22 protein-coding genes and 1 pseudogene are annotated in these 21,199 nt (G+C 50.3%); 11 read left to right on the top strand and 12 right to left on the bottom strand.

All coding sequences use genetic code 11. The annotated features are described in order from the left end of the window. The first annotated feature begins 70 nt into the window (after positions 1-70). Positions 71-400, top strand: coding sequence for a YkgJ family cysteine cluster protein (locus AACU19_RS02840; RefSeq protein ID WP_001303809.1), 330 nt, complete (start codon positions 71-73; stop codon positions 398-400). Positions 401-648: 248 nt separating this feature from the next. Here the strand turns inward: AACU19_RS02840 and AACU19_RS02850 are convergent, their stop codons facing one another. Continuing rightward, the gene (locus AACU19_RS02850) at positions 649-1,263 is read right to left on the bottom strand and encodes a YagU family protein (RefSeq protein WP_001019923.1); all 615 of its coding nucleotides are present in this window, start codon (positions 1,261-1,263) and stop codon (positions 649-651) included. Between the two features lie 405 nt (positions 1,264-1,668). Here AACU19_RS02850 and paoA point away from each other — a divergent pair, with 405 nt between their 5' ends. From paoA to paoD, 4 genes are read left to right on the top strand one after another with little or no spacing between them, the layout of a single operon-like run. Beyond that, positions 1,669-2,358, top strand: coding sequence for an aldehyde dehydrogenase iron-sulfur subunit PaoA (gene paoA / locus AACU19_RS02855; RefSeq protein ID WP_000070682.1), 690 nt, complete (start codon positions 1,669-1,671; stop codon positions 2,356-2,358). Then, complete coding sequence (gene paoB, locus AACU19_RS02860; protein WP_105278651.1) at positions 2,355-3,311, top strand: aldehyde oxidoreductase FAD-binding subunit PaoB; 957 nt, start codon at positions 2,355-2,357, stop codon at positions 3,309-3,311. The genes paoA and paoB overlap by 4 nt, the downstream gene beginning before the upstream one ends. Continuing rightward, positions 3,308-5,506, top strand: coding sequence for an aldehyde oxidoreductase molybdenum-binding subunit PaoC (gene paoC / locus AACU19_RS02865; RefSeq protein WP_105278652.1), 2,199 nt, complete (start codon positions 3,308-3,310; stop codon positions 5,504-5,506). The genes paoB and paoC overlap by 4 nt, the downstream gene beginning before the upstream one ends. Positions 5,507-5,515: 9 nt before the next feature. Further along, positions 5,516-6,472 carry a molybdenum cofactor insertion chaperone PaoD gene (gene paoD / locus AACU19_RS02870; RefSeq protein ID WP_105278653.1) on the top strand — a complete coding sequence of 319 codons (957 nt, stop codon included), beginning with the start codon at positions 5,516-5,518 and terminating at the stop codon, positions 6,470-6,472. Between the two features lie 178 nt (positions 6,473-6,650). Here the strand turns inward: paoD and AACU19_RS02875 are convergent, their stop codons facing one another. Both AACU19_RS02875 and AACU19_RS02880 read right to left on the bottom strand, forming a co-directional pair. Further along, the gene (locus AACU19_RS02875; protein ID WP_105278665.1) at positions 6,651-7,778 is read right to left on the bottom strand and encodes an MFS transporter; all 1,128 of its coding nucleotides are present in this window, start codon (positions 7,776-7,778) and stop codon (positions 6,651-6,653) included. Positions 7,779-7,918: 140 nt separating this feature from the next. After that, complete coding sequence (locus AACU19_RS02880; protein ID WP_123057653.1) at positions 7,919-8,977, bottom strand: alpha/beta hydrolase; 1,059 nt, start codon at positions 8,975-8,977, stop codon at positions 7,919-7,921. 264 nt (positions 8,978-9,241) lie between these two features. On the opposite strand from AACU19_RS02880, the gene AACU19_RS02885 reads away from it, so the two are divergent. Together AACU19_RS02885 and ykgR are read left to right on the top strand one after the other, a co-directional pair. Further along, positions 9,242-10,126, top strand: coding sequence for a LysR family transcriptional regulator (locus AACU19_RS02885; RefSeq protein ID WP_001119037.1), 885 nt, complete (start codon positions 9,242-9,244; stop codon positions 10,124-10,126). A gap of 229 nt (positions 10,127-10,355) precedes the next feature. Next, positions 10,356-10,424 (top strand): annotated as a pseudogene (gene ykgR / locus AACU19_RS02890) (small membrane protein YkgR); the annotation flags it as partial. Between the two features lie 412 nt (positions 10,425-10,836). Here the strand turns inward: ykgR and AACU19_RS02895 are convergent. Beyond that, positions 10,837-11,115: a hypothetical protein gene (locus AACU19_RS02895; RefSeq protein WP_105277139.1), complete on the bottom strand. Its 279-nt coding sequence runs from the start codon at positions 11,113-11,115 to the stop codon at positions 10,837-10,839. A 163-nt stretch (positions 11,116-11,278) separates the two neighbouring features. Next, positions 11,279-12,001, bottom strand: a complete 723-nt coding sequence (locus AACU19_RS02900) for an SDR family oxidoreductase (RefSeq protein WP_032183319.1) — start codon at positions 11,999-12,001, stop codon at positions 11,279-11,281. A gap of 98 nt (positions 12,002-12,099) precedes the next feature. On the opposite strand from AACU19_RS02900, the gene AACU19_RS02905 reads away from it, so the two are divergent. Beyond that, positions 12,100-12,999 (top strand): LysR family transcriptional regulator, encoded by a 900-nt coding sequence (locus AACU19_RS02905; protein WP_105277137.1) that lies wholly within the window; start codon positions 12,100-12,102, stop codon positions 12,997-12,999. Between the two features lie 485 nt (positions 13,000-13,484). Here AACU19_RS02905 and AACU19_RS02910 read toward each other — a convergent pair whose 3' ends face one another. Then, complete coding sequence (locus AACU19_RS02910; protein WP_032293875.1) at positions 13,485-13,772, bottom strand: PerC family transcriptional regulator; 288 nt, start codon at positions 13,770-13,772, stop codon at positions 13,485-13,487. A 375-nt stretch (positions 13,773-14,147) separates the two neighbouring features. On the opposite strand from AACU19_RS02910, the gene AACU19_RS02920 reads away from it, so the two are divergent. Then, on the top strand, positions 14,148-14,285 hold the full coding sequence (locus AACU19_RS02920) for a hypothetical protein (protein WP_192826041.1): 138 nt from the start codon (positions 14,148-14,150) through the stop codon (positions 14,283-14,285). Positions 14,286-14,474: 189 nt separating this feature from the next. Further along, the gene (locus AACU19_RS02925) at positions 14,475-14,633 is read left to right on the top strand and encodes a helix-turn-helix transcriptional regulator (protein ID WP_049066248.1); all 159 of its coding nucleotides are present in this window, start codon (positions 14,475-14,477) and stop codon (positions 14,631-14,633) included. A gap of 589 nt (positions 14,634-15,222) precedes the next feature. Here the strand turns inward: AACU19_RS02925 and AACU19_RS02930 are convergent. Continuing rightward, positions 15,223-15,456 carry a hypothetical protein gene (locus AACU19_RS02930; protein WP_072254306.1) on the bottom strand — a complete coding sequence of 78 codons (234 nt, stop codon included), beginning with the start codon at positions 15,454-15,456 and terminating at the stop codon, positions 15,223-15,225. Positions 15,457-15,637: 181 nt separating this feature from the next. Here AACU19_RS02930 and AACU19_RS02935 point away from each other — a divergent pair, with 181 nt between their 5' ends. Next, the gene (locus AACU19_RS02935) at positions 15,638-16,027 is read left to right on the top strand and encodes a hypothetical protein (RefSeq protein WP_050491750.1); all 390 of its coding nucleotides are present in this window, start codon (positions 15,638-15,640) and stop codon (positions 16,025-16,027) included. Between the two features lie 18 nt (positions 16,028-16,045). On the opposite strand, the gene AACU19_RS02940 is transcribed toward AACU19_RS02935, so the two are convergent. Genes AACU19_RS02940 through AACU19_RS02960 form a run of 5 tightly spaced genes read right to left on the bottom strand, consistent with a single transcriptional unit; the run spans position 16,046 to position 20,882 of the window. Continuing rightward, on the bottom strand, positions 16,046-18,151 hold the full coding sequence (locus tag AACU19_RS02940) for a hypothetical protein (protein ID WP_042009131.1): 2,106 nt from the start codon (positions 18,149-18,151) through the stop codon (positions 16,046-16,048). Then, positions 18,151-19,572: a phage DNA ejection protein gene (locus AACU19_RS02945; protein WP_042009135.1), complete on the bottom strand. Its 1,422-nt coding sequence runs from the start codon at positions 19,570-19,572 to the stop codon at positions 18,151-18,153. The genes AACU19_RS02940 and AACU19_RS02945 overlap by 1 nt, the downstream gene beginning before the upstream one ends. Beyond that, positions 19,572-20,249, bottom strand: a complete 678-nt coding sequence (locus AACU19_RS02950) for a hypothetical protein (protein WP_042009138.1) — start codon at positions 20,247-20,249, stop codon at positions 19,572-19,574. Before AACU19_RS02950 ends, AACU19_RS02945 begins: the two co-directional genes overlap by 1 nt. Beyond that, positions 20,243-20,704: a DUF2824 family protein gene (locus AACU19_RS02955; RefSeq protein WP_001468271.1), complete on the bottom strand. Its 462-nt coding sequence runs from the start codon at positions 20,702-20,704 to the stop codon at positions 20,243-20,245. The genes AACU19_RS02950 and AACU19_RS02955 overlap by 7 nt, the downstream gene beginning before the upstream one ends. A gap of 16 nt (positions 20,705-20,720) precedes the next feature. Further along, a complete protein-coding gene (locus AACU19_RS02960) occupies positions 20,721-20,882 on the bottom strand; it encodes a hypothetical protein (RefSeq protein WP_001018524.1) in 162 nt (53 codons plus the stop codon). Positions 20,883-21,199 lie beyond the last annotated feature (317 nt).

A 21,199-nucleotide genomic window follows, 5' to 3' on the forward strand; every position in this document is an offset into this window, starting at 1 on the left:
CAACCGCGGTACGTTCTTACATACGATGTACCGCTGTTCTCTTTACGATTTATAGCTGTACTGGTGAATTATGAGCAATCTGAATCCATGCATGACGTGTGGTGCCTGTTGTGCATTTTTCCGCGTCTCTTTTTACTGGGCCGAAGCCGACGATGCTGGCGGTACCATTCCCGCCAGGCTCACTGAACAAATATCCCCTTTTCACCGATGCATGAGCGGTACCAATCAGAAAAACCCCCGATGTATTGCCCTTGCAGGAACACCGGGCAAAAATGCCTGCTGCACGATATATAAAAATCGATCGTCCACGTGCAGAGAATTCGCCATGTCTGGTGAGAACGGAGTCGTCAATGAGGCTTGCAATCGTGCAAGAGCTAAATACGGGCTGACACCGTTATAAATATGCAATAATTAATTGCACTGCCCCGCCAGCTATAATCGCGGGGCTTCGTTTTTCAGGGATAACAAAACCCGAAACTTCTTCCATCTGCCAGCAACAATGCCTCTTCCTCTATAGTGTTCTCCGGATCTACAGCATCCTGAAGTAGCGCGATGTACTCACTGGCTATCTGCATCAGAAAGTTAAAAACAATGTTTTTAACCTATAAAAATGGCGCTGCATTTGCGCCATTTTTATCATTCAATGCATTATCTGTTTGAGCCTAAAGGGATCTCAGGGTCTGGCTCATGAGTAATTCTGTTTCGTAAATCTCTGCGAATAATTTCAATGGACCAGAACCAGACTAAATGTCCAAAAATTTCAGAAACATTCTCATACCACGGGAGATCAAACAGAGGTGGCGTCAGTCCCATGAGAGGGAATGAAATCATATGAACAAAAAGTTGGGCTAAAGCACCTGCCAGTAAGCCCTGCCAGAGTTTAATTTTTGGAAATACTTCAGCGACCACACAATAACCGACAGCAAACACTATCGAAAAGATAATGTGCGTAACACCAACCCAGTTAAAGACATGCCCGGCAAAGGTATAAACAGCCGAATTTGGATCTGTCAGCCCCAGCCAGTCTCGAAGAAAAATATACGGAGGATTGAGAAAATTACGGGAGCAATCAATTTGCCCAGCAGCCCTGATTAATGATTCCGGGCCACACGCTGCATTAAACATATCCACCGGGCTACGTGGCGGCAATGGAACTTCAGCCCCCCACTTCACAAATGCGGAAACAACGCCAGCAATTAGCCCAATGAATGCAGCAAGACCATAACGTCTGCGGTTCGGTGGAGTTTGTTCAAATATATTCATATTTACCCTGTTTGTTTCATTATGTTGTACACCTCTTCAGGAGTATTCATAAAACAAGATAAATGTAAAGAAGTGTATTGTTTTGTATAATGCAATGGTGACTAATCGCCAATTAATATAAGCACCATCATTTCTCCCTATTTTTATGTTAGAAGTGACAACGATTTGCAGGGTGATGCAGAGCTGACAATCACAGGTTTCCTTATCGGTTTTTGCATCGCACAACTAAAGCAATAAACTAGCTCCCGTCATCGGCGAATATGAATTAATTAGCCGGGCTCATAGCTGCATTCGCGTTTTAAGAATAATCCTCCTGCTCTCACCGACTATGCTTAACGTTTAAAAAAGCATCAACACTCTCGCAACGCACTCTTATTTTCCCCTTTAGAATACCGGAGGCCTGGTATGAGCAACCAAGGCGAATACCCCGAAGATAATCGGGTTGGGAAGCACGAGCCGCACGATTTTAGTTTGACCCGCCGCGATCTGATTAAAGTGAGCGCCGCAACGGCGGCGACCGCCGTGGTTTATCCTCATTCTACGCTTGCGGCAAGCGTTCCGGCAGCTACACCCGCGCCAGAGATAATGCCCCTGACACTTAAGGTGAACGGCAAAACCGAGCAGCTTGAGGTGGATACCCGAACCACGCTACTGGACGCTTTGCGTGAAAATCTGCATCTGATCGGTACCAAGAAAGGTTGCGATCACGGACAGTGCGGAGCCTGTACCGTGCTGGTCAATGGTCGCAGGCTTAATGCCTGCCTGACGCTGGCAGTCATGCATCAGGGGGCCGAGATCACCACCATTGAAGGCCTGGGTTCACCAGAGAATCTTCACCCCATGCAGGCGGCCTTTATCAAGCATGATGGCTTCCAGTGCGGCTACTGCACCTCCGGGCAAATTTGCTCATCAGTAGCGGTGCTAAAAGAGATTCAGGACGGCATTCCCAGTCACGTCACGGTCGATTTGGTTTCCCCTCCAGAAAGAACTGCCGATGAGATCCGTGAACGTATGAGCGGCAACATCTGTCGCTGTGGTGCATACGCTAACATCCTTGCCGCCATTGAAGATGCTGCGGGGGAGATAAAATCATGAAGGCGTTTACCTATGAACGTGTGACCCCCCCTGCCGAGGCGGCACTTAGCGCTCAGCGCGTACCCGGCGCAAAATTTATCGCTGGCGGGACCAATCTGCTGGACCTGATGAAGCTGGAAATTGAAACGCCAACCCACCTTATCGATGTGAACGGGCTCGGGCTCGATAAGATTGAAGTGACCGACGCGGGTGGGCTGCGCATCGGCGCACTGGTACGGAACACCGACCTGGCGGCTCACGAGCGCGTGCGTCGTGATTACGCGGTACTCTCCCGCGCTCTGCTCGCTGGCGCGTCTGGTCAGTTACGTAATCAGGCAACCACCGCAGGTAATCTGCTCCAGCGCACGCGCTGCCCCTATTTTTACGACACCAATCAGCCCTGCAATAAGCGCCTGCCCGGGAGCGGCTGCGCGGCACTTGAAGGCTTTAGCCGTCAGCACGCGGTGGTAGGCGTAAGCGAAGCCTGCATTGCCACCCATCCGAGCGATATGGCGGTCGCAATGCGGTTGCTGGATGCGGTGGTGGAAACCATCACGCCGGAGGGAAAAACTCGCAGTATCACACTGGCTGATTTTTATCACCCACCGGGGAAAACGCCGCACATTGAAACCGCCCTGCTTCCCGGTGAGCTTATCGTTGCGGTGACGTTACCTCCGCCGCTCGGCGGAAAACATATCTACCGCAAGGTGCGCGATCGCGCCTCCTACGCCTTTGCCCTGGTATCGGTCGCGGCGATTATTCAGCCTGACGGCAGCGGGCGCGTCGCGCTGGGCGGAGTAGCACATAAGCCCTGGCGCATTGAGGCTGCGGATGCTCAGCTATCCCAGGGGGCGCAGGCCGTGTATGACGCGCTGTTCGCCAGCGCCCATCCCACCGCTGAAAATACCTTTAAACTCCTGTTGGCGAAGCGAACGCTTGCCTCCGTACTGGCTGAAGCGAGGGCACAGGCATGAAATTTGATAAACCCGCAGGGGAAAACCCGATCGATCAGCTGAAGGTTGTCGGTCGTCCCCATGACCGCATCGACGGACCGCTGAAAACTACCGGCATGGCACGCTACGCCTACGAATGGCATGAAGAAGCCCCCAACGCCGCCTATGGCTATATCGTCGGTTCCGCCATTGCCAAAGGACGCCTCACCGCCCTTGATACGGACGCCGCGCAAAAAGCGCCGGGCGTACTGGCTGTCATTACCGCCAGTAACGCTGGGGCACTCGGCAAAGGCGACAAAAACACCGCCAGGCTGTTAGGCAGCCCCACTATTGAGCACTATCATCAGGCCATTGCGCTGGTAGTGGCCGAGACCTTCGAACAGGCGCGAGCGGCGGCCTCGCTGGTGCAGGCGCACTATCGCCGTAATAAAGGAGCTTACTCCCTGGCGGACGAGAAACAGGCCGTCAGTCAGCCGCCGGAAGACACGCCCGATAAAAACGTTGGTGACTTTGACGGGGCTTTCACCTCCGCTGCGGTGAAAATTGATGCTACATACACGACCCCGGACCAGAGCCATATGGCGATGGAGCCGCATGCCTCGATGGCCGTCTGGGATGGAAATAAGCTTACCCTCTGGACCTCAAATCAGATGATTGACTGGTGCCGCACCGATCTGGCAAAAACGCTGAAAGTGCCCGTGGAGAATGTGCGTATTATCTCCCCGTATATCGGCGGAGGGTTTGGCGGCAAGCTATTCCTGAGAAGCGATGCGCTGCTGGCGGCCCTCGCCGCCCGTGCGGTGAAACGTCCGGTTAAAGTGATGCTCCCCCGCCCCACTATTCCCAATAACACCACGCACCGCCCCGCCACCCTTCAGCACCTGCGTATCGGTGCCGACCAGAGCGGGAAAATCACCGCTATCTCACATGAAAGCTGGTCCGGAAACCTGCCCGGCGGCACGCCGGAAACGGCGGTACAGCAAAGCGAATTACTCTACGCAGGGGCAAACCGTCATACCGGCCTGCGGCTCGCCGCGCTTGATTTGCCGGAAGGGAACGCCATGCGTGCGCCCGGCGAAGCCCCCGGTCTGATGGCGCTCGAAATCGCGATCGACGAACTGGCGGAAAAAGCGGGCATCGATCCCGTCGAGTTTCGCATCCTGAATGACACTCAGGTTGACCCCGCCGACCCGACGCGCCGCTTCTCTCGCCGTCAGCTTATCGAGTGCTTGCGCACCGGAGCGGATAAATTTGGCTGGAAGCAGCGCAACGCTACACCCGGACAGGTGCGCGACGGGGAGTGGCTAGTCGGCCACGGTGTTGCGGCGGGCTTTCGCAATAATCTGCTGGAAAAATCGGGTGCTCGGGTTCACCTCGAACAAAATGGCACCGTTACCGTAGAAACGGACATGACCGACATTGGCACCGGCAGCTACACCATTCTGGCCCAGACGGCAGCGGAAATGCTTGGCGTACCGCTGGAGCAGGTTGCGGTTCACCTCGGCGATTCCAGTTTCCCGGTTTCTGCGGGTTCTGGTGGACAATGGGGCGCGAATACCTCCACCTCCGGCGTTTACGCCGCCTGTGTGAAACTTCGCGAAATGATTGCCTCGGCGGTCGGGTTTGATCCTGAGCAGTCGCAGTTTGCCGACGGCAAGATTACCAACGGTACCCGAAGCGCCACGCTACATGAGGCCACCGCAGGCGGCAGACTGACAGCGGAAGAGAGCATTGAGTTCGGCACTCTCAGCAAGGAGTACCAGCAATCGACCTTTGCCGGGCATTTTGTGGAGGTCGGCGTGCATAGCGCGACGGGAGAAGTTCGGGTCCGGCGTATGCTCGCCGTGTGCGCAGCGGGGCGCATTCTGAATCCGAAAACTGCACGCAGCCAGGTCATTGGCGCGATGACTATGGGCATGGGCGCGGCACTGATGGAGGAGCTGGCGGTAGATGACCGTTTGGGCTACTTCGTTAATCACGATATGGCGGGGTATGAGGTGCCGGTTCATGCGGATATCCCAAAACAGGAGGTGATTTTCCTGGATGATACCGACCCCATCTCCTCCCCGATGAAGGCCAAAGGTGTCGGTGAGCTGGGCCTGTGCGGCGTGAGCGCGGCTATCGCCAACGCGGTGTATAACGCCACCGGTATTCGGGTACGGGATTATCCCATCACTCTGGATAAGCTGCTCGATAAACTGCCGGATGTGGTTTAAGGAGGAACAATGTCATACTCGCTTTTTGACAAAGACGAGCACTGGCATAAGCCAGAGCAGGCGTTTCTCACCGATGACCACCGGACCATTCTGCGCTTCGCCGTAGAGGCGCTAATGTCCGGTAAAGGAGCGGTGCTGGTGACGCTGGTGGAGATACGCGGCGGCGCGGCGCGCCCGCTCGGAGCACAGATGGTGGTGCGCGAAGATGGTCGTTACTGCGGTTTTGTCTCTGGCGGCTGCGTGGAGGCCGCTGCCGCTTTTGAAGCGCTGGAGGTGATGGGCTCAGGCTGCGATCGCGAAATTCGCTATGGCGAAGGTTCGCCGTGGTTTGACATCGTTCTGCCCTGCGGCGGTGGGATCACGCTGACGCTCCATAAACTACGCTCGGCACAGCCTCTGCTCGCCGTGCTGAACCGCCTGGAACAGAGAAAACCGGCGGGTCTGCACTACGATCCGCAAGCTCAATCGCTGGTGTGCCTGCCCACGCAAACCCGAACGGGCTGGAATCTCAATGGCTTTGAGGTGGGGTTCAGGCCATGCGTCAGGCTGATGATTTACGGACGTTCTCTTGAGGCGCAGGCAACCGCGAGTCTTGCAGCAGCCACAGGCTATGACAGCCATATCTTCGATCTTTTTCCGGCCTCAGCCAGCGCTCAGATCGATACCGATACGGCGGTCATTTTGCTGTGCCATGATCTCAACCGGGAGCTGCCAGTGTTGCAGGCCGCGCGAGAGGCAAAACCCTTTTATCTCGGCGCATTGGGCAGCTATCGAACCCACACGTTACGTCTGCAAAAGCTCCACGAACTAGGATGGTCCAGGGAGGAGACAGCGCAAATCCGGGCACCCATCGGGATATTCCCCAAAGCCCGGGATGCGCATACTCTGGCACTCTCCGTGCTGGCAGAAGTCGCTTCTGTACGTCTCCATCAGGAGGAGGATTCATGCCTGCCCCCGTCGTCGTGATCCTTGCGGCCGGGCGTGGAGAGCGCTTTCTCGCCTCCGGGGGAAATACCATAAATTAAGAGAAAAATCTGCAGTAGCCGTTTTAGAAAATCACCTAAATCGTTTAAAAGAGCGCTCAACCCATAGTGGGCGCTCATCGCCTTGTGTAACTTATTCAGCAACGCGCGCCCTCGCCGGACTAAAGCGCACCGGCCTTCTGGCGTGCGGTAACAAAGGTCAGTACGCCAGCGCAAAGGAGCAGCACGCTACTCATAGCAAACGTGCTCTGCCAGCCAAGGCGGTCAAACACAATGCCTCCTGCCGTTGATCCAAGGGCGATGGCGAGCTGAATCACCGCGACCATGAGCCCGCCTCCGGCTTCGGCGTTGTCAGGCAACGTACGCGCAATCCATGTCCACCATCCGGTTGGCGCAGCGGTGGCCAGCATGCCCCAGAGTCCTAACAGCAACGAAACCGTCCAGACCAGATGCCCGGTCAGCATCAGGCCGATGGCAATGACGGCCATCAACCCAGGTATGGCCATCAGCGTAGGGTAGAATTTTCTGTTGAGGAATGTCGAAACAACCAGCGTGCCGATAAAACCGGCTACTCCGATAATCAGCAAAATCAACGACAAGCCTGAGGAATCAACCAGCGTCACGGTCTCCAGGAACGGGCGCACATAGGTAAATAGCGCAAACTGCCCCATAAAAAACAGGCCGCAGGCCAGCATGCCAACCGCAACCACGCGGCGGCTAAGTATGCGGAATACATCGCCAGGTGACGTGCGGCTTTTATTCGCATCCATACTGGGCAGGCTGATGCACTGCCAGATAAAGGCGACCACCGCGATGGGCACCAGGCACAAGAAAGCGCCTCGCCATCCGACCGTGGCACCCAGATAGCTTCCCAGCGGCGCGGCCACGACCGTCGCCAGCGCATTACCGGCATTGAAAATCGCCAGCGCACGCGTGACCTGTTGCTGCGGCACCAGACGAATCGCCGTTGCCGCAGACATCGACCAGAATCCGCCAATCGCCACACCAATCATCGCACGACCAACCATATACATCAGATAACTGGAAGCCAGCGCAATAATAAGCCCCGATACGGCCATCAGAACCGTCATCCCCAGCAGCAGGAATTTACGATTCATCTTTCCTGCTAGCGTTGAAAGCGTCAGGCTGGTCAGAACCGCCAGTGCGCCGGAGATAGCAATCCCCTGCCCAGCCAACCCCTCCGTCACGCCTAAATCGCGGGCAATCGGCGTGAGCAGGCTGACGGGCATAAATTCAGAAGCAATCAGCACAAACACGCACAGGGTCATGGCAAAAATACCGCCCCAGTATGGCGCTGATGATGAGGTGATGGTGTTTGGTTTAGCGTCGACATAGTGAAATTTCACGAAGGCCAGGATAAAAGCCACCAGCCTATGGCCGGTGGCTTTGCATCAATTCAGGAGAGGTTTTATTTCAGTTTGGTCTGGAAAAATTGTTCGAACTTCGCGAAAGGTATTTTTCCGGCCACGTTATCGTACAGGTCCACGTGATTTGCCCCTGGTACCACCACCAGCTCTTTGTCTTTACTGCCAACCGCCTTGTAAGCATCTTCAGCAAAATAGCGTGAATGCGCTTTCTCACCGGTCACAATCAGCGTCGGAATGGTGATTTCACTGGCGTAGCTCAGCAGCGGCATATTCATAAACGACAGCGGCATCGTTGCCGTCCACGCCCCGGTCGAGTTCACGGATCGTGCATGAAAACCACGCGGCATACGATAGTAATCGAAGAACTCTTTCAGTACCGGATGCGGATTTGCCGGCAGCGTTTCTGGCAGAATACGCTCGCCCGCACTGACCTTACCGTTGCTATCGACATTAATATCATGACCACCGTGAGCGAACGTTCCGCTCTGCGCATCCTTCCAGCGCTGCTCATTCAGATACTGCAGAACAGCACGACGATCGGCGGTTGAATAACGGTCTTTGCCATCACCCACGCCATGGCCCATCGCCCGGCTCATGTCATACATCACGCTGGTAGCAACCGCTTTAACGCGGGTATCCATCGCCACGTCGTTCAGCGCCATGCCGCCCCAGCCACAAATACCGAGCAGCCCGATACGGTTGCGATCTACCTCTTTTTGCAGCCCTAAGAAATCCACCGCCGCGCTGAAATCTTCAGTGTTGATATCCGGTGAGGCGACGTTTCGCGGATAGCCGCCGCTTTCCCCGGTGTAAGAAGGATCGAACGCCAGGGTAACAAACCCTCGTTCCGCCAGCGTCTGCGCATACAGGCCGCTGGATTGCTCTTTCACCGCGCCAAATGGCCCACTGACCGCAATCGCCGCCAGCTTGCGATCGCCACGGTCTTTAGGCAGGTAAAGATCGCCCACTAAGGTGATGCCATATCGGTTCGGGAACGAGACTTTACGGTGATCGACTTTCTGGCTCTCGGCGAACGTTTTATCCCATTTATCTGTCATGGACACAGGGGCATTAGGATTGGTTGAATCAGCATAACTCATTGTCGTGACTCCACTTAATGATGCGAAAAGCAGCATGGTCGGCATCGCGGTTTTTAGCGTTCGGGTGAAGGCTTTCATAAAAATCCCCATAAAAAACAACAGAGAGATACAGGTTTCCGACGGACAACACTGCGGTACTTTACTTTGATGGGGTCATTATAGTGAGCAGAATTAGTGCTGATTAGGGGGCGATTAATGCTAAGATTAATACCATATTGTTATAAATTAATGCGGAGATTGCCGGCATGAAGGGGGGATGTTTCAATGGCGAAAAGGGAGAACTACAACGAGCTGTACCTGTTTATGCAGGTGGTGCGGGAAGGCAGCTTTACCGCAGCGGCTCAGCGGCTGGGTCTTGCTCAGTCAGGAGTCAGCCGTTCTGTTCGCGAGCTTGAAGAAAGGCTCGGCGTCCAGCTGCTGGTGCGCACCACGCGTAAACTGTCGCTGACGCAAGCAGGCGAGCAGCTCTACCAGAAGACGGCATCTGGATTTGAAATGTTAGATCTTGGGCTTGCCACACTGGCGCACTATCGAGAGACGCCCTCCGGCACGGTGCGTATCAATGCCAGCCAGCACGCGATTGATAAATGCCTGCTGCCAAAGCTGGCGGTATTTAAACAGCGATATCCTGATATCCGGCTTGAACTGATAAATGAGAGCCGGTTCGTCGATATCATCGAGGAAAGATTCGATGCTGGTGTCCGCCTGGGGCCTGAAGTCGGCCAGGGTATGGTCGCGGTACGCATCACGCCCGATATGGAGATGGCAATTGTGGGGACTCCGGAACATTTTCGTCGCTATGGTTTTCCGCAAACCCCGGCGGATTTAAAGGCGCATCCCTGTATCGCCTATCAGTTTGCCGACGGCAGCGTATACCAGTGGGAACTCAATCAGGATGATAAAAAAATCACTCATCGCCCTGAAGGGCAATGGGCCCTATCCGACAGCTATATGGAAGCAGAAGCCGCCCGACTGGGCCTCGGATTGGCCTATGTTCCTGTTGAACTGGTTGCGGATGATTTAGAACACGGTAAGCTTATCAGAGTGTTGCAGCGTTACAGCCTGCGAATGGAGGGATTGTTTCTCTATTACCCTCATCGCAACGTCTCCCCCGCTCTGCGGATGGTCATTGATACATTGAAAATCTGAACGTTAACAACGACCGACTCTTCACTGTGCAATATTGTGTCAGGTAGTCACTCTGCGTTCAATTCCAGGGGCCGCTTTGAGCGAGAAAGAGCGGACTTATCTGTACAAGGGGACTATCCAGCAATGGAGATCACCCATAAGAAAAAAGTACCTGGCTCCCTCGACAACCTTCATCCGGGAATTTAGCCTCAATCAACATTTTTATATCTGTCAGGTTACTTCATTATGAAAACCGATCAATATCGTTGTTTTTGTTGCAATAGTAGAATACGCCTATTTATTCCTCCATTTCTATTAATAACGGCCATAAACTGTTCACTTCACTGATATTTAAAATATGCATCCTTTCCCTGCTTTTCAAGTTGTTCAGCGGCGTAAGAAAACGTATTAAATATGAATTCGACGATTTAACCATTTCTGTCTGATTGGTAATCATCTGTGATTAATGCTGGTCTATTGATTACGCCAGCATTAACCGCTTAGGGATGTATTCTTCCTGATCATATACAGCCCTCGAAAAAGAGAGAAAATAAAACTGTGTCCAATATTACTCTACTACTCCAGACCGAAGCATCGGTAGAATTAGCAGAACGACTGGTACAATAGATTGGGATAGCGTCATTTGTCAGGTATTCCATTGCCTGACAAATGACAATTTTGAGTCAATAGACGTGCTTCTTGATCATGTCTTAAAAATTATACCATGAGCCTTATGAAGCATCATTTTTACTGACTGGTGTTAACTTTGCTATCATATAAACTCTGTTCTTAAAAAACGCGCCCAGAATTTTATATGATTTCCCTTGTTTTTCTGCCTGTAAAGAAATTTCTTTTTCAGTGCTGTTAATGGTTGAACCGACGGCAGTAATCGTTTTGGCGACGCTACTGAATGATAATAAAGACAGTGCAACCACAACAATTAAAGAACAGATAGTATTCACGTTAATTCTCCTGACAATTGAGAGGGTGAGTAGTATATACATAGGTATTAAACATGAGTCATATTTACTCTAAGAGAAAATACTCCTTCTGTAATTAAACCTTCATCTCCTTCGGGGTGAGCAATACATAATGCATCTTGCTATGCAAAACAGGTGGATATAAATTCTCCTCCCGACCTATTTAATAAAACGTGAATATAAAAGTTATTCTTCAGTTTGCAGATGCAGTAGGTCTGATGGTAATTTCGGTTGTATCAACGCTTTCGGGAGATTCAATAATATGCCTTACAGCTCGGGCAATATCCGCGGGTTGAAGTGCAACAGAACGGTAGGCGTTCATTGACTTCATGGTTTCCACATGGGTAATGGTTGAAGCCAGTTCACTTTCTACAACCCCAGGATTTACGCAGGTCACACGGATTTTCGAGCTTTCCTGCCGTAAGCCATCAGAAATAGCCCGTACTGCAAATTTTGATGCGCAATAGACTGCGCCTGTGGGCACAACAGAAAGGGCACCAATAGAACCAAGATTGATTATCTGACCGGAACCCTGTGCTTCCATCACCGGAAGTACAGCGCCAATTCCCCAAAGTACGCCTTTGATATTCACGTCAATAGTGAGCTCCCATTCATTTTGTTTTCCTGCTGCAAGCGGTGAAAGCGGCATAACGCCCGCATTATTGATAAGAACATCAACTCGCCCCCAGCTATCCAGCGCTGCTTGCACGAAATCTGCCATGGACTGTCGGTCTGTGACATCCAACTCCCGCGCTTTAGCAATTCCTCCTGCGCGGCAGATTTCTTTTGCAATGGCTTCGATACGCTCAAGTCTGCGTGCTCCCAGTAAAACCTTTGCACCTGCCGTTCCCAGCTCTCTGGCAATACCTTCCCCAATACCACTTGATGCGCCGGTGATTAATATGACCTTATCCATTACGTTCTCCTTCAAATGTGTTCGGAGAGATAATAGAACTTTATGATTGGTTCCAGTATCCTGCTTTCAATGTACTCAATGGTTAGCGGCATTAAACAATGAAAATCGATCTTAATCTTTTACCCATTTTTATCGCGGTAGCAGAAGAGAGTAATTTCAGTAAAGCCGCCGCACGACTGGGCGTTACCCGTTCAGCGGTCAGTCAGGGAATAAGACGTCTTGAAGATGCATTCGGGACAATGCTTGTAATGCGGACCACGCGCTCAGTTAATTTGACGGAAGCGGGAGAACGGCTGCATAAATCGTTGTCATTACCTTTATCCGGTATTGAGGCAGCGTTCGAAGAGATAGTCTCTGACCATGTACCACGTGGACATCTCAGAATCGCGGTGACGTCGATAGCAGAAGAATTTCTTTCAGGTCCGCTAATCGCTTCGTTTGCAGCTGCCAATCCAGCCGTTACGCTTGATATTGTTGTCACGGATGAGGAATTCGATATCGTTGCCGCAGGTTACGATGCTGGCGTAAGGCTCGGAGAGGTCATTGAAAAAGACATGATTGCTGTTCCCCTTACCGGTAAGCAGCGTGAAATGGTCGTTGCCTCCCCCTCCTATCTCGCAGCCAACAGCACACCTGTTCATCCGCGCGAACTTGTGAATCATAAGTGTATCGGCTGGCGTCAGTCCCCGGAGGTTGCGCCTTATCGCTGGCCATTTGAAGAAAACGGTAGAGCTTTCGACCTTGCGATTGAACCGCAGATTACGACGAATGATCTGCGTCTGATGTTGAGGCTGGCTCTTGCCGGCGGAGGAATAACAATTGCCACTCAGGAAACGTTCAGGCCATATATTGAAAGCGGTAAGCTTGTATCGCTGCTTGATGACTTTCTTCCACAATTTCCGGGCTTCTATCTGTATTTCCCACAGCGTCGCAATATTGCACCAAAGCTCCGCGCCCTGATTGACCACGTCAAGGAATGGCGGCAGCAATTGGCTTAAATGTCTGCACCTGCACTGCCTGATGTCAGAACAGTATTTTGAGAAATTGCCAGGGTTACAATGGCAGAAATATGGCACAGGAGAAAGGCGTGGTGTAATTGAATGTGAGGTAACTTATTGATTTTAATGGTGCGATAATAGGAACAAAACAAACAATAAAAATACATTGATATATAAAGACATTTTCCCATTACATCTTTGGAGATACCCCCAAAAGTACCCCCAAACAATTTTCTCTCACCACCATTTGCACATAAAGCAGCCATGTACAACTGGTAGTTGAACAGGCGGGTAGACCGTTCGTTCAGTAAATACCTGATATTTCCGCCAACGAGAAATTGCGTTGGATGGCAGAGCGCAAATTTGCACGATGACCTAACCCATTGATTCTTTCGAAAACCTGCAATGCAGGAAGCCGGATAACACCATTTTTATAGCTCCGATCCCTTCAAAGTGAGGGGTAATTTGCCAAAACAGAGAGAGCATTACTGTCTCTGGCAATCTTTATCGCGATAACGCCTGAAGTACCCTCTCGCTTCCTCATCCATACCAAGAGCCGAATGAGTCCGCTTAACTGCCTGTCTTAAATCTCCGAATCTGTCTGTAGTTGCTGGTGGGCGTGCCGCCCTACGGATACATTCAGAGCGTCTGTTTGCTGCATGTTCACGTTCTTTATTGCCATCTGCCAGCGTCATGACTTCTGCCCATCGTGTGGCAGCTCTCCGGCATAGCCTTTTTGACTCCAGCTCTTCAGCTTTCCTGTCCCTTATCATTTCTGCCTCTCAGACTATATAGATAAGCAAAAAGGTGTTGGTTCAGTTGGTTCAGTTGGTTCAATTTGTAAAGAGTATTGTTTTTAAAAGGATTATTCGCAAAAAGTGAACCAACACACCCCATTTTTGAACCAACAAAAAGAGGCCGTGAACCAACACGCCGTTTAAAAACCGCTAATTATGAGGGACATCCACCAGCACAGGGCTTGTCTAGTGCTGGTTAGGTGCTGCTCACCGCGCACGGAGCGGCGCTGGTTTGCTCCAGCGATATGTGGGGCTGGTCATCATTTCGCGGTACCGCCTGGCTATTACAGGGCCCTCTGCCAGCTGGCGCCTTAATTCCCGCAGTTCTGCCGGGCTGAGCTGGTAGCCGTCATGCTCCAGCTTGGCAATGGTCAGCAGCTCGATTTCTCGTGGTGTCATGGATTCCCCTCTGATGGTGATCGGCATTATATTGCCAGCCAGGGTGATTCTTCTCTGGTCGGAGCCGTTGTGCGTGAAGTCTATGCGTGAACTCCATATGCTATGTGTTAAGTTACAGCTCAAAATGTCCTGTTCCGGTGGTAACTTTTTTGGTAAACAGCGTTTTGGTGGATACCAACATGGATACCTCGCTTTTGGATACCGCACAAAGCCAGATTGTCACTATGCTTAATCTAAAGCAGAGGAGCCTCTATGCGCCTTATCAAATTAAGCGAAGTCATGCTCAGAACGGGCTTCAAGAAAACGGCAATCTACTCATGGGTTAAGACGGGCACGTTTCCACAGCCAGTTAAAATTGGTAGATCAGCTAGATGGTCGCTTGAGGAGGTTGAAGCTTGGATCCAGAACAAACTTGATTCGCGGGCTGGCAACCAATGATTAGCTTTAATATCGAGTGGTGGATAGTCCATGGACAAGCTGATGGGCGCACTCGACGAAAACGATGCGCCAGGCGGACTGTGTCGCTCATAAACCGGGAGTTGGCCAGAGGACTTAGTTGTCCTTTGCAATTCTGCAGGTTCGCACGTGAAAGTAGCCAAAACCCTGCGAACCTGAGTGCAAACCTGCAACTGCGAACCACTGAGGTGGCCTCTCATAGCTGGTGGTCATACTGGATATTAATCAGGCCTGCCACAGGCATAACAATCCATAACAGACGCATCGCACTAACAATTACTAATAGGTCCGCTCGCAACACTAATTTTGACTAAGCCTGAACGCAATGCTCAGAAAGAACGAAGAATGGAATGAATCGTACCAGCATGTTGCTCCATGATTTTTACGTTCAAGACAGTTGCTTAATCTCGCCTCGCAATTCAGCCCCCTTGCCGCGATCTTGCCGTTATCGAGAAGTCTTTCTCCTTTCGGTTAATGCTATCGGTCTTCATATTACCAGCAGCATACGCCATCCGATTATTTCGATGCTACGCGCGCGTACTTGTCGCAAAATACCAGGCAAAGGCCAGATTCAGAACGTCGTGATAACCACCAGCACAACATGAGAGGTCATGTAACGCGATTTATCACACCAGATACATGTATTGGTGTACCCGCATAAAACATCGTCATAGCGCGTCCTGTGCGCATATACGCCGATAATCAACACATCACCACCACTCTGTCTCATGTAGAGAACAGTTTTATGGTATCCCCCCGCCATCGTGTGCATACTGGTCGGACGTAGTTGCAAAATTTTTTGCAACTGATACCCCTCGTGCGCGTACTTGTCTCGAAATTGGTGTTTTGCTGTGGCAGTGATATCAGAAAAATCTTCCTGTTTCACATAAAGCGGATATGCGCGTACTGTAACGGCCCCATCAACTGGGAGCGGATTTGAAATCCCGACCCAAGCTATGTACCAAATGCCATGTCTTGGATATATGATGATTGCCATTCTAAACAACGCTAAAGGGAGGGTTGGTGTGAATGCTCAGGCTGTCATCATGGTTTTCCTTGGTCTGATTGTCGCAAAACTATATCCAGATTGGTGGAAAGGGGCATTAGCAACTGTCGCCATCTATTTGCTTTTATCCGTCGTTAAGCGATCATTCGCTAAGACCGTAAATCAAGCAAAACATTTCTCATTTAAGAATTTAATAAACTATATTACTGGGCTTATTTTTTGCCTTTCAATTTTGATCGCTTCAGCTTTTTTGCCCGTATCAATAGCTAATTTTTTTGGCGCACCATATGAGGTAGGTTATCTATTCTCTGTTTTTTGTCTTGTTCTTTCCCTTCTTTACCTATGGATGAGAGCAAAGAACAAAAATTAGCCATCCATGGCTAACCAGTTATTGAGCTTCTTTTTGTGATGCCTGTGCGACTCTGGTGAGCGATTGTGTGACCGTACTGATCGCTCTGTCATATGCTGTGCTACCTTTTGGCGTATTTGCCAGACGTAACAAGGCATTTCGTATAACAGGGCTTTCGTATGCCTTCGCTGCTCCGCCTACGGCACCAGCAGCAGGAACAACAAACGCAGCCGTTTTTAGCATCCCCGCTAATACTGCTGCGTTTATGATGCCACCACCAACTAACAATCCATAAAGCTGCTGACCATTTAAGTTTTGAACGTTCGCTTTTGCCGCGTGTCTTGTATCGTTGAGGTATTTAATAACGCCGTCCAGTTCCTTTCCATGTACGCCTTTAAAGAAAGTTGCTGATTGCTTCCTGTTCCGGTGTAACGCATTAATAAACTTCTCGACACTGATATTTCCAGACGGATCAGTCGCCTTATCTACAGCATTCTGAACTATGGCTGCTCGTGCGTTTTGCCTACCATTGTCATCCAGAAGCCTGTAAAGCTGAGAACGTTCTGATGGGCTTTGGCTAAAAACGAGTTTTGTTACATCCTCAGGCGTGGCCTTGCCGCTGGCTATTGCCTTTTGAACGCGCGTTCTTCCCATCATGTCATTGAATTTAGACCATGAGCGATCAACCCTTGCCATATTAATGGCTTCGTCTGCTCCAAGATTTTTGGCTACGGCTTTTTTCATATCCGCCGTATATGCCTTGTAGATAATATCGCTGGCTTTCTGGAGCGTATCTTTATCAACAGTGTCAGATGACGCCATAAATCGCTTTCGAAGATCGGTTCTGTTCTCCCTCGCCAGACGCAGGTCATTTGGTCCGCTGGTGATATCGTCTTTAAATTGCTGCAAGACTTTTACCGCGGCTCTATCCTGAGATTTGCCCGGGCGGCTTAACACGGCAATCTGATTGTCGATAGCTTTTACCGTGTTTGAGAGATCGACAGGGGTATCCCCCATAGCGTCAATTATGCGGTTATATCGCTTTCCTGCTGCCTCAATGAATTTTTGTTGCCCTTTAGTCGCAGATTCATAAAGCTGTTTATCAGAAATGCCACCCAGACCATCGCTAAATGTTCTGACTAAATTTTCTCGTGCTTGTTGTTGATTCAGCCGATTCTTACCGGTTCCAAAAAAAGGAACTCTTTCGCCTAATGTCTGAGCCTGACTCTGCATAAAGGTTTTATCTTTCAGCATGTCACTGGTCATTAACGGCAGATTTCTTTCCGATGCAAAGTCGACAGCAGCCTTTGCTTCAGGCGACATATCACCACGAACAGCCCTCGAAACCGCACTCGCTGTATTTTCCAGCCCCTTACCAATACCACCAATGCCAGCAGAAATTACCGTTTGTAACGGATCAATATCTTCTCCACCAGCAAGGCTGGTGGCTCCCTGTAGTGCTAAATCTGTAGCTGCTGATTTTCCTATGGCACCAAGCACCGTTCCAGCCCTGCCCGCTGGTGTAAACGCCAACGCATTAGCAAGAAACGAAGTCAGGTCTTGCGGTGATAAACCCGGCTTGTTCAGGGCATAATCACCTGATGGCAGAGAAACGATAGTATTCCCCTTCTCATCCTGCCTTAATGTCGCCCCCATTCCCTGAAGAATCTTTTCCTGAGACGCGTCAGAGTCGAAAAGTTGAGACCATCCAGCCTTTAGGGCATCCATGCTTAGTGAGTTCAATTCTGGGGCAGAGGCGACATTTTGCAGTCTCTCCATCTCTGGAGTCATTCGGCTTTCGCCTGTTATAGCATCGCGCATCGCAGCCCCAAGACTGGCTCCCTGTTCTGCTGAACGCTCAAGCCCCTCTCTTTGCTGAGTAGCTAACTTTGCATACCCTGACGCAAGAGAATTATCAGATGATGTATGTTGAATATTTTGAGTTGCTGATTGGGATCGGTCTATTTCATTCGTTGATGGTAGTGGATAGGCAGCATAAAAAGCCTGCTTAGCCTGCTCTACACTTTCTCCGGCTTGCGGGGCCACGACTTCATTGAAGTATTGCTCCTGAGCCTGCGCTTTTTGTTCTGGTGCTAACGCCTGATACTGTGGAGAGGCGATAACATCTTTCCATGCTTTAGCCATTAATCACCCCATAGTGAAGAAAAGTTACTGCTGGCTGCTGGCTGTGATACCTGCTCAGATTGCGGCAATGTCTGCGACGAAGAAGAAGTTCCTCTGTCAACTGCTGAAATAACCCGCAAAGCATCATAAGCTCGACCAGAAGCAGCTTTCAGCGAATTGAACTGGTTTTCCATCTTCCGGCGCTTGGTATCAATGGTTTTTGTGGAGTCGCCAGGCTGAGGGAAATACATTTGATAATATTTTGACATTTCAGCAGGTGCGATAGCTGCCCCTGTTTCCTGACGGAGTATTGCCATTATTGCGTCATTAGCATTAACAACGTATTGCTGCTCTGTTGGGCTGAGCGTTAAGTTAGCCAGCGTCCCATTACCCAAAGCATTATTAATGATCGCCACTCGCTGTGGGCTAAGCTGGTCTCTCAGTGTATCTATTGAATCAAGAGCATCCCTAACCCTGTATGCAAATCCAGCAGCTTTTTTAGCCCCTTCTGGCGACTTTTCCATGATCTTTTGGGCTGTTGGCAAAGCTATTGGACGAAACCCATCTCCAGATATTGGCTGGTTGAGTTTTCCCTGCTCTTCACTTCCGTCTGTGTAGTATTTTGTGACAGTGCCATCATCGTTTTCCCTAACACTCATTAATTTTTTGGCGTTTGTATTAATTCCAGCCGCTGCCGCAAATGCCGCTGCCCCCTCTGGATCCGCCTTTAACATTTGCGCGTACTGATTGTAATTCTGCATTGCGGCTGTTGGTGCATATGCTGACGTTAACGCATTTGCTCGGCTAATATCCTGCCCTCTCGCCTGAAGCGCCTCTCCAGCCTGATTGCTGCGGATTGTCTCTGCCAACTTGCCACGCTCAATATCCCGACCTTCCATTCGATCTTTGATATCGAAGTACTTCTCATGACCGAGAGAAAACAGTGCCATACTACCAGCAAGCCGCTGGAATTCCTGTGGATCATTAACATGCATTTCGGCAACAGACTCAGGAGAAATTCCCAAGCGACGCATTTCATCTTCGTTATCTGCTATGAATTTTCCAAATGCCCCAGTTCCGAGCGAAGATGCGATTTGAGCACTAGTCGCAAGATGACCAATAGAATTTCTCTGGTCGTCATCAATAAAGCCCATCCCTTTCTGAACGCTTTCAAATTCTTCTGGATACTCAGAAATAAGACTGCGCATTTTGTTTCTGTCTCCAGACTCAAAAGCCCCGGCATATGCTTTCTGAAACTCTGCTTTACGCTGTTGTTGACGTGCCTGCTGATTAATCTCAGCAACGCCTCTTAGCCCCTGTAGCGCCATTAAACCTACGTTTGGCTGCTGCTGATACTGCACAGGCTGAGGAACGGAAGAACGAGGAGCATTATCATTTTGCGGTGCCATGCTAGGCAGCCCGCCAAGTTGCCATGTCGCCATTAGAATCCAAGCCCCCCAACAAGACCAATAAGCCCACCACCAATAGCCCCGGCGACATTACCTATACCCGGAACAACGGAACCAAGTTGCGCACCCGCTAAAGCGCCTGATGCCGCCCCACCAATACCACGCGCAAGACTGGATGGCTGCTGCGCCTGACCTGCACGAATAGCGCCAAGCCCCTGCAAGAGTTGTCCGGTATTATTGGCGTAGTTTTGCCCTGCTGTTGCCTGCCCTGATGCCGCATTCATCCCGACATTTAGCAGGTTTCCATAATTTTGCATTTGCCCACTGAGCCAATTGTTATAAAGCATGGGCGCAATGGAAGATAACTGGTTACTGGTAGCTGTTGTGCCAAGCCCCCCGGTAGCTTCTGCTGAGACAAGGTTCTGATAACGGGCCTGATCTGCCTGTGTTTTATATAAACCAGAACCAAAGAAATCATTCGCGGCTTTATTCTGCCCTTCCAGAGTCATCAGTCCTTGTAGTTGTTGTAAAGCAGGCAATCCGACTTCTGCATACGGCTTGAGATTATTCATCACCGTATTCCACTGCTCGCGCTGCAAATCAATTGCCTGCTGCTGGGTCTTCGCCTGAGCTTTAGAGGCACCACCATCACCGCCTTTTTCGTATACGGCACGATTGAGATATTTATGAGCTATATGGGTAATTAACATTCGCTGAATTCCTTATATTGTTGCCGAGTTAACTGATAAAGCGTTACGCCGACGGGTTTACCACATCTGATATAAGCATCATCAAGGTGACCAACACGGGTAGCGCCAAGCAAACGGATAATTGCCCGTCCGTATTTCGTTGTGTCAGGAACCATGGTGATGCTGTTAAGGAATGGTGAGTTTTCGAGAAGCCATTTGCAGAATAATCGATGCCCTTGTAGTGCATATTCACCACGGAATCCGGGGTCGTACACCGCATGGCATTCAACAATGCTATGCCAGAAGTTACGCACTTCATGAACGCCAGCCAGCACCAATCCTTCGTAGATACCGAGATATACCGCATCAGGCTTGATGTAGTACGTGTGCCCCGGCTCAACAATATTTTCGGTATTGCCAGGCTCGTTAAGAAAGGCCTGTAATCGCACAGGGTTATCAATAAATTTTAGTTCCATGCGATGCCATCCATTTTCACATACAGCCTGCCAGCGCCTTATCTATTAACCCTCGTGCAATTTCATGCAGAGTTGGCGCTACTCCAATTCCTGATTTTTTACGCTGCTCTTCCTGAATTTTCTTTATCGCTTCCATTTGCTTCTCACTTATCAATACCGGCTTTACTGAAATAGCCATAACGCCCCCTTATAACTGTATAAAACAACAGTTATTATAGTTTCACAAATCGCAATATTCATCATCGTAATTGCAAAATATGAAACAGATAGCACAAAAAAATGCCACCGCTCAGTAGCTGGTGGCATCGTTCTGTGTGTCAGGTTTTGACAGGTTTTTTATGGACTCTAAAAACTATATTTATGGTGTCGCATTACTCTTCACGGCAGGCGCTTTTCAGTTCTGCCCTTGCTTCTGGCTCCATTGGTAATTTGATTCGCGATCAGCTATGCGGATGATTTGCTGAACAGGCATAACAACTTCTCAGGGGCTGTTTT

Origin of the sequence: Escherichia sp. MOD1-EC4550 (assembly GCF_963876935.1) — a bacterium.
Lineage (GTDB): Bacteria > Pseudomonadota > Gammaproteobacteria > Enterobacterales > Enterobacteriaceae > Escherichia > Escherichia coli_F.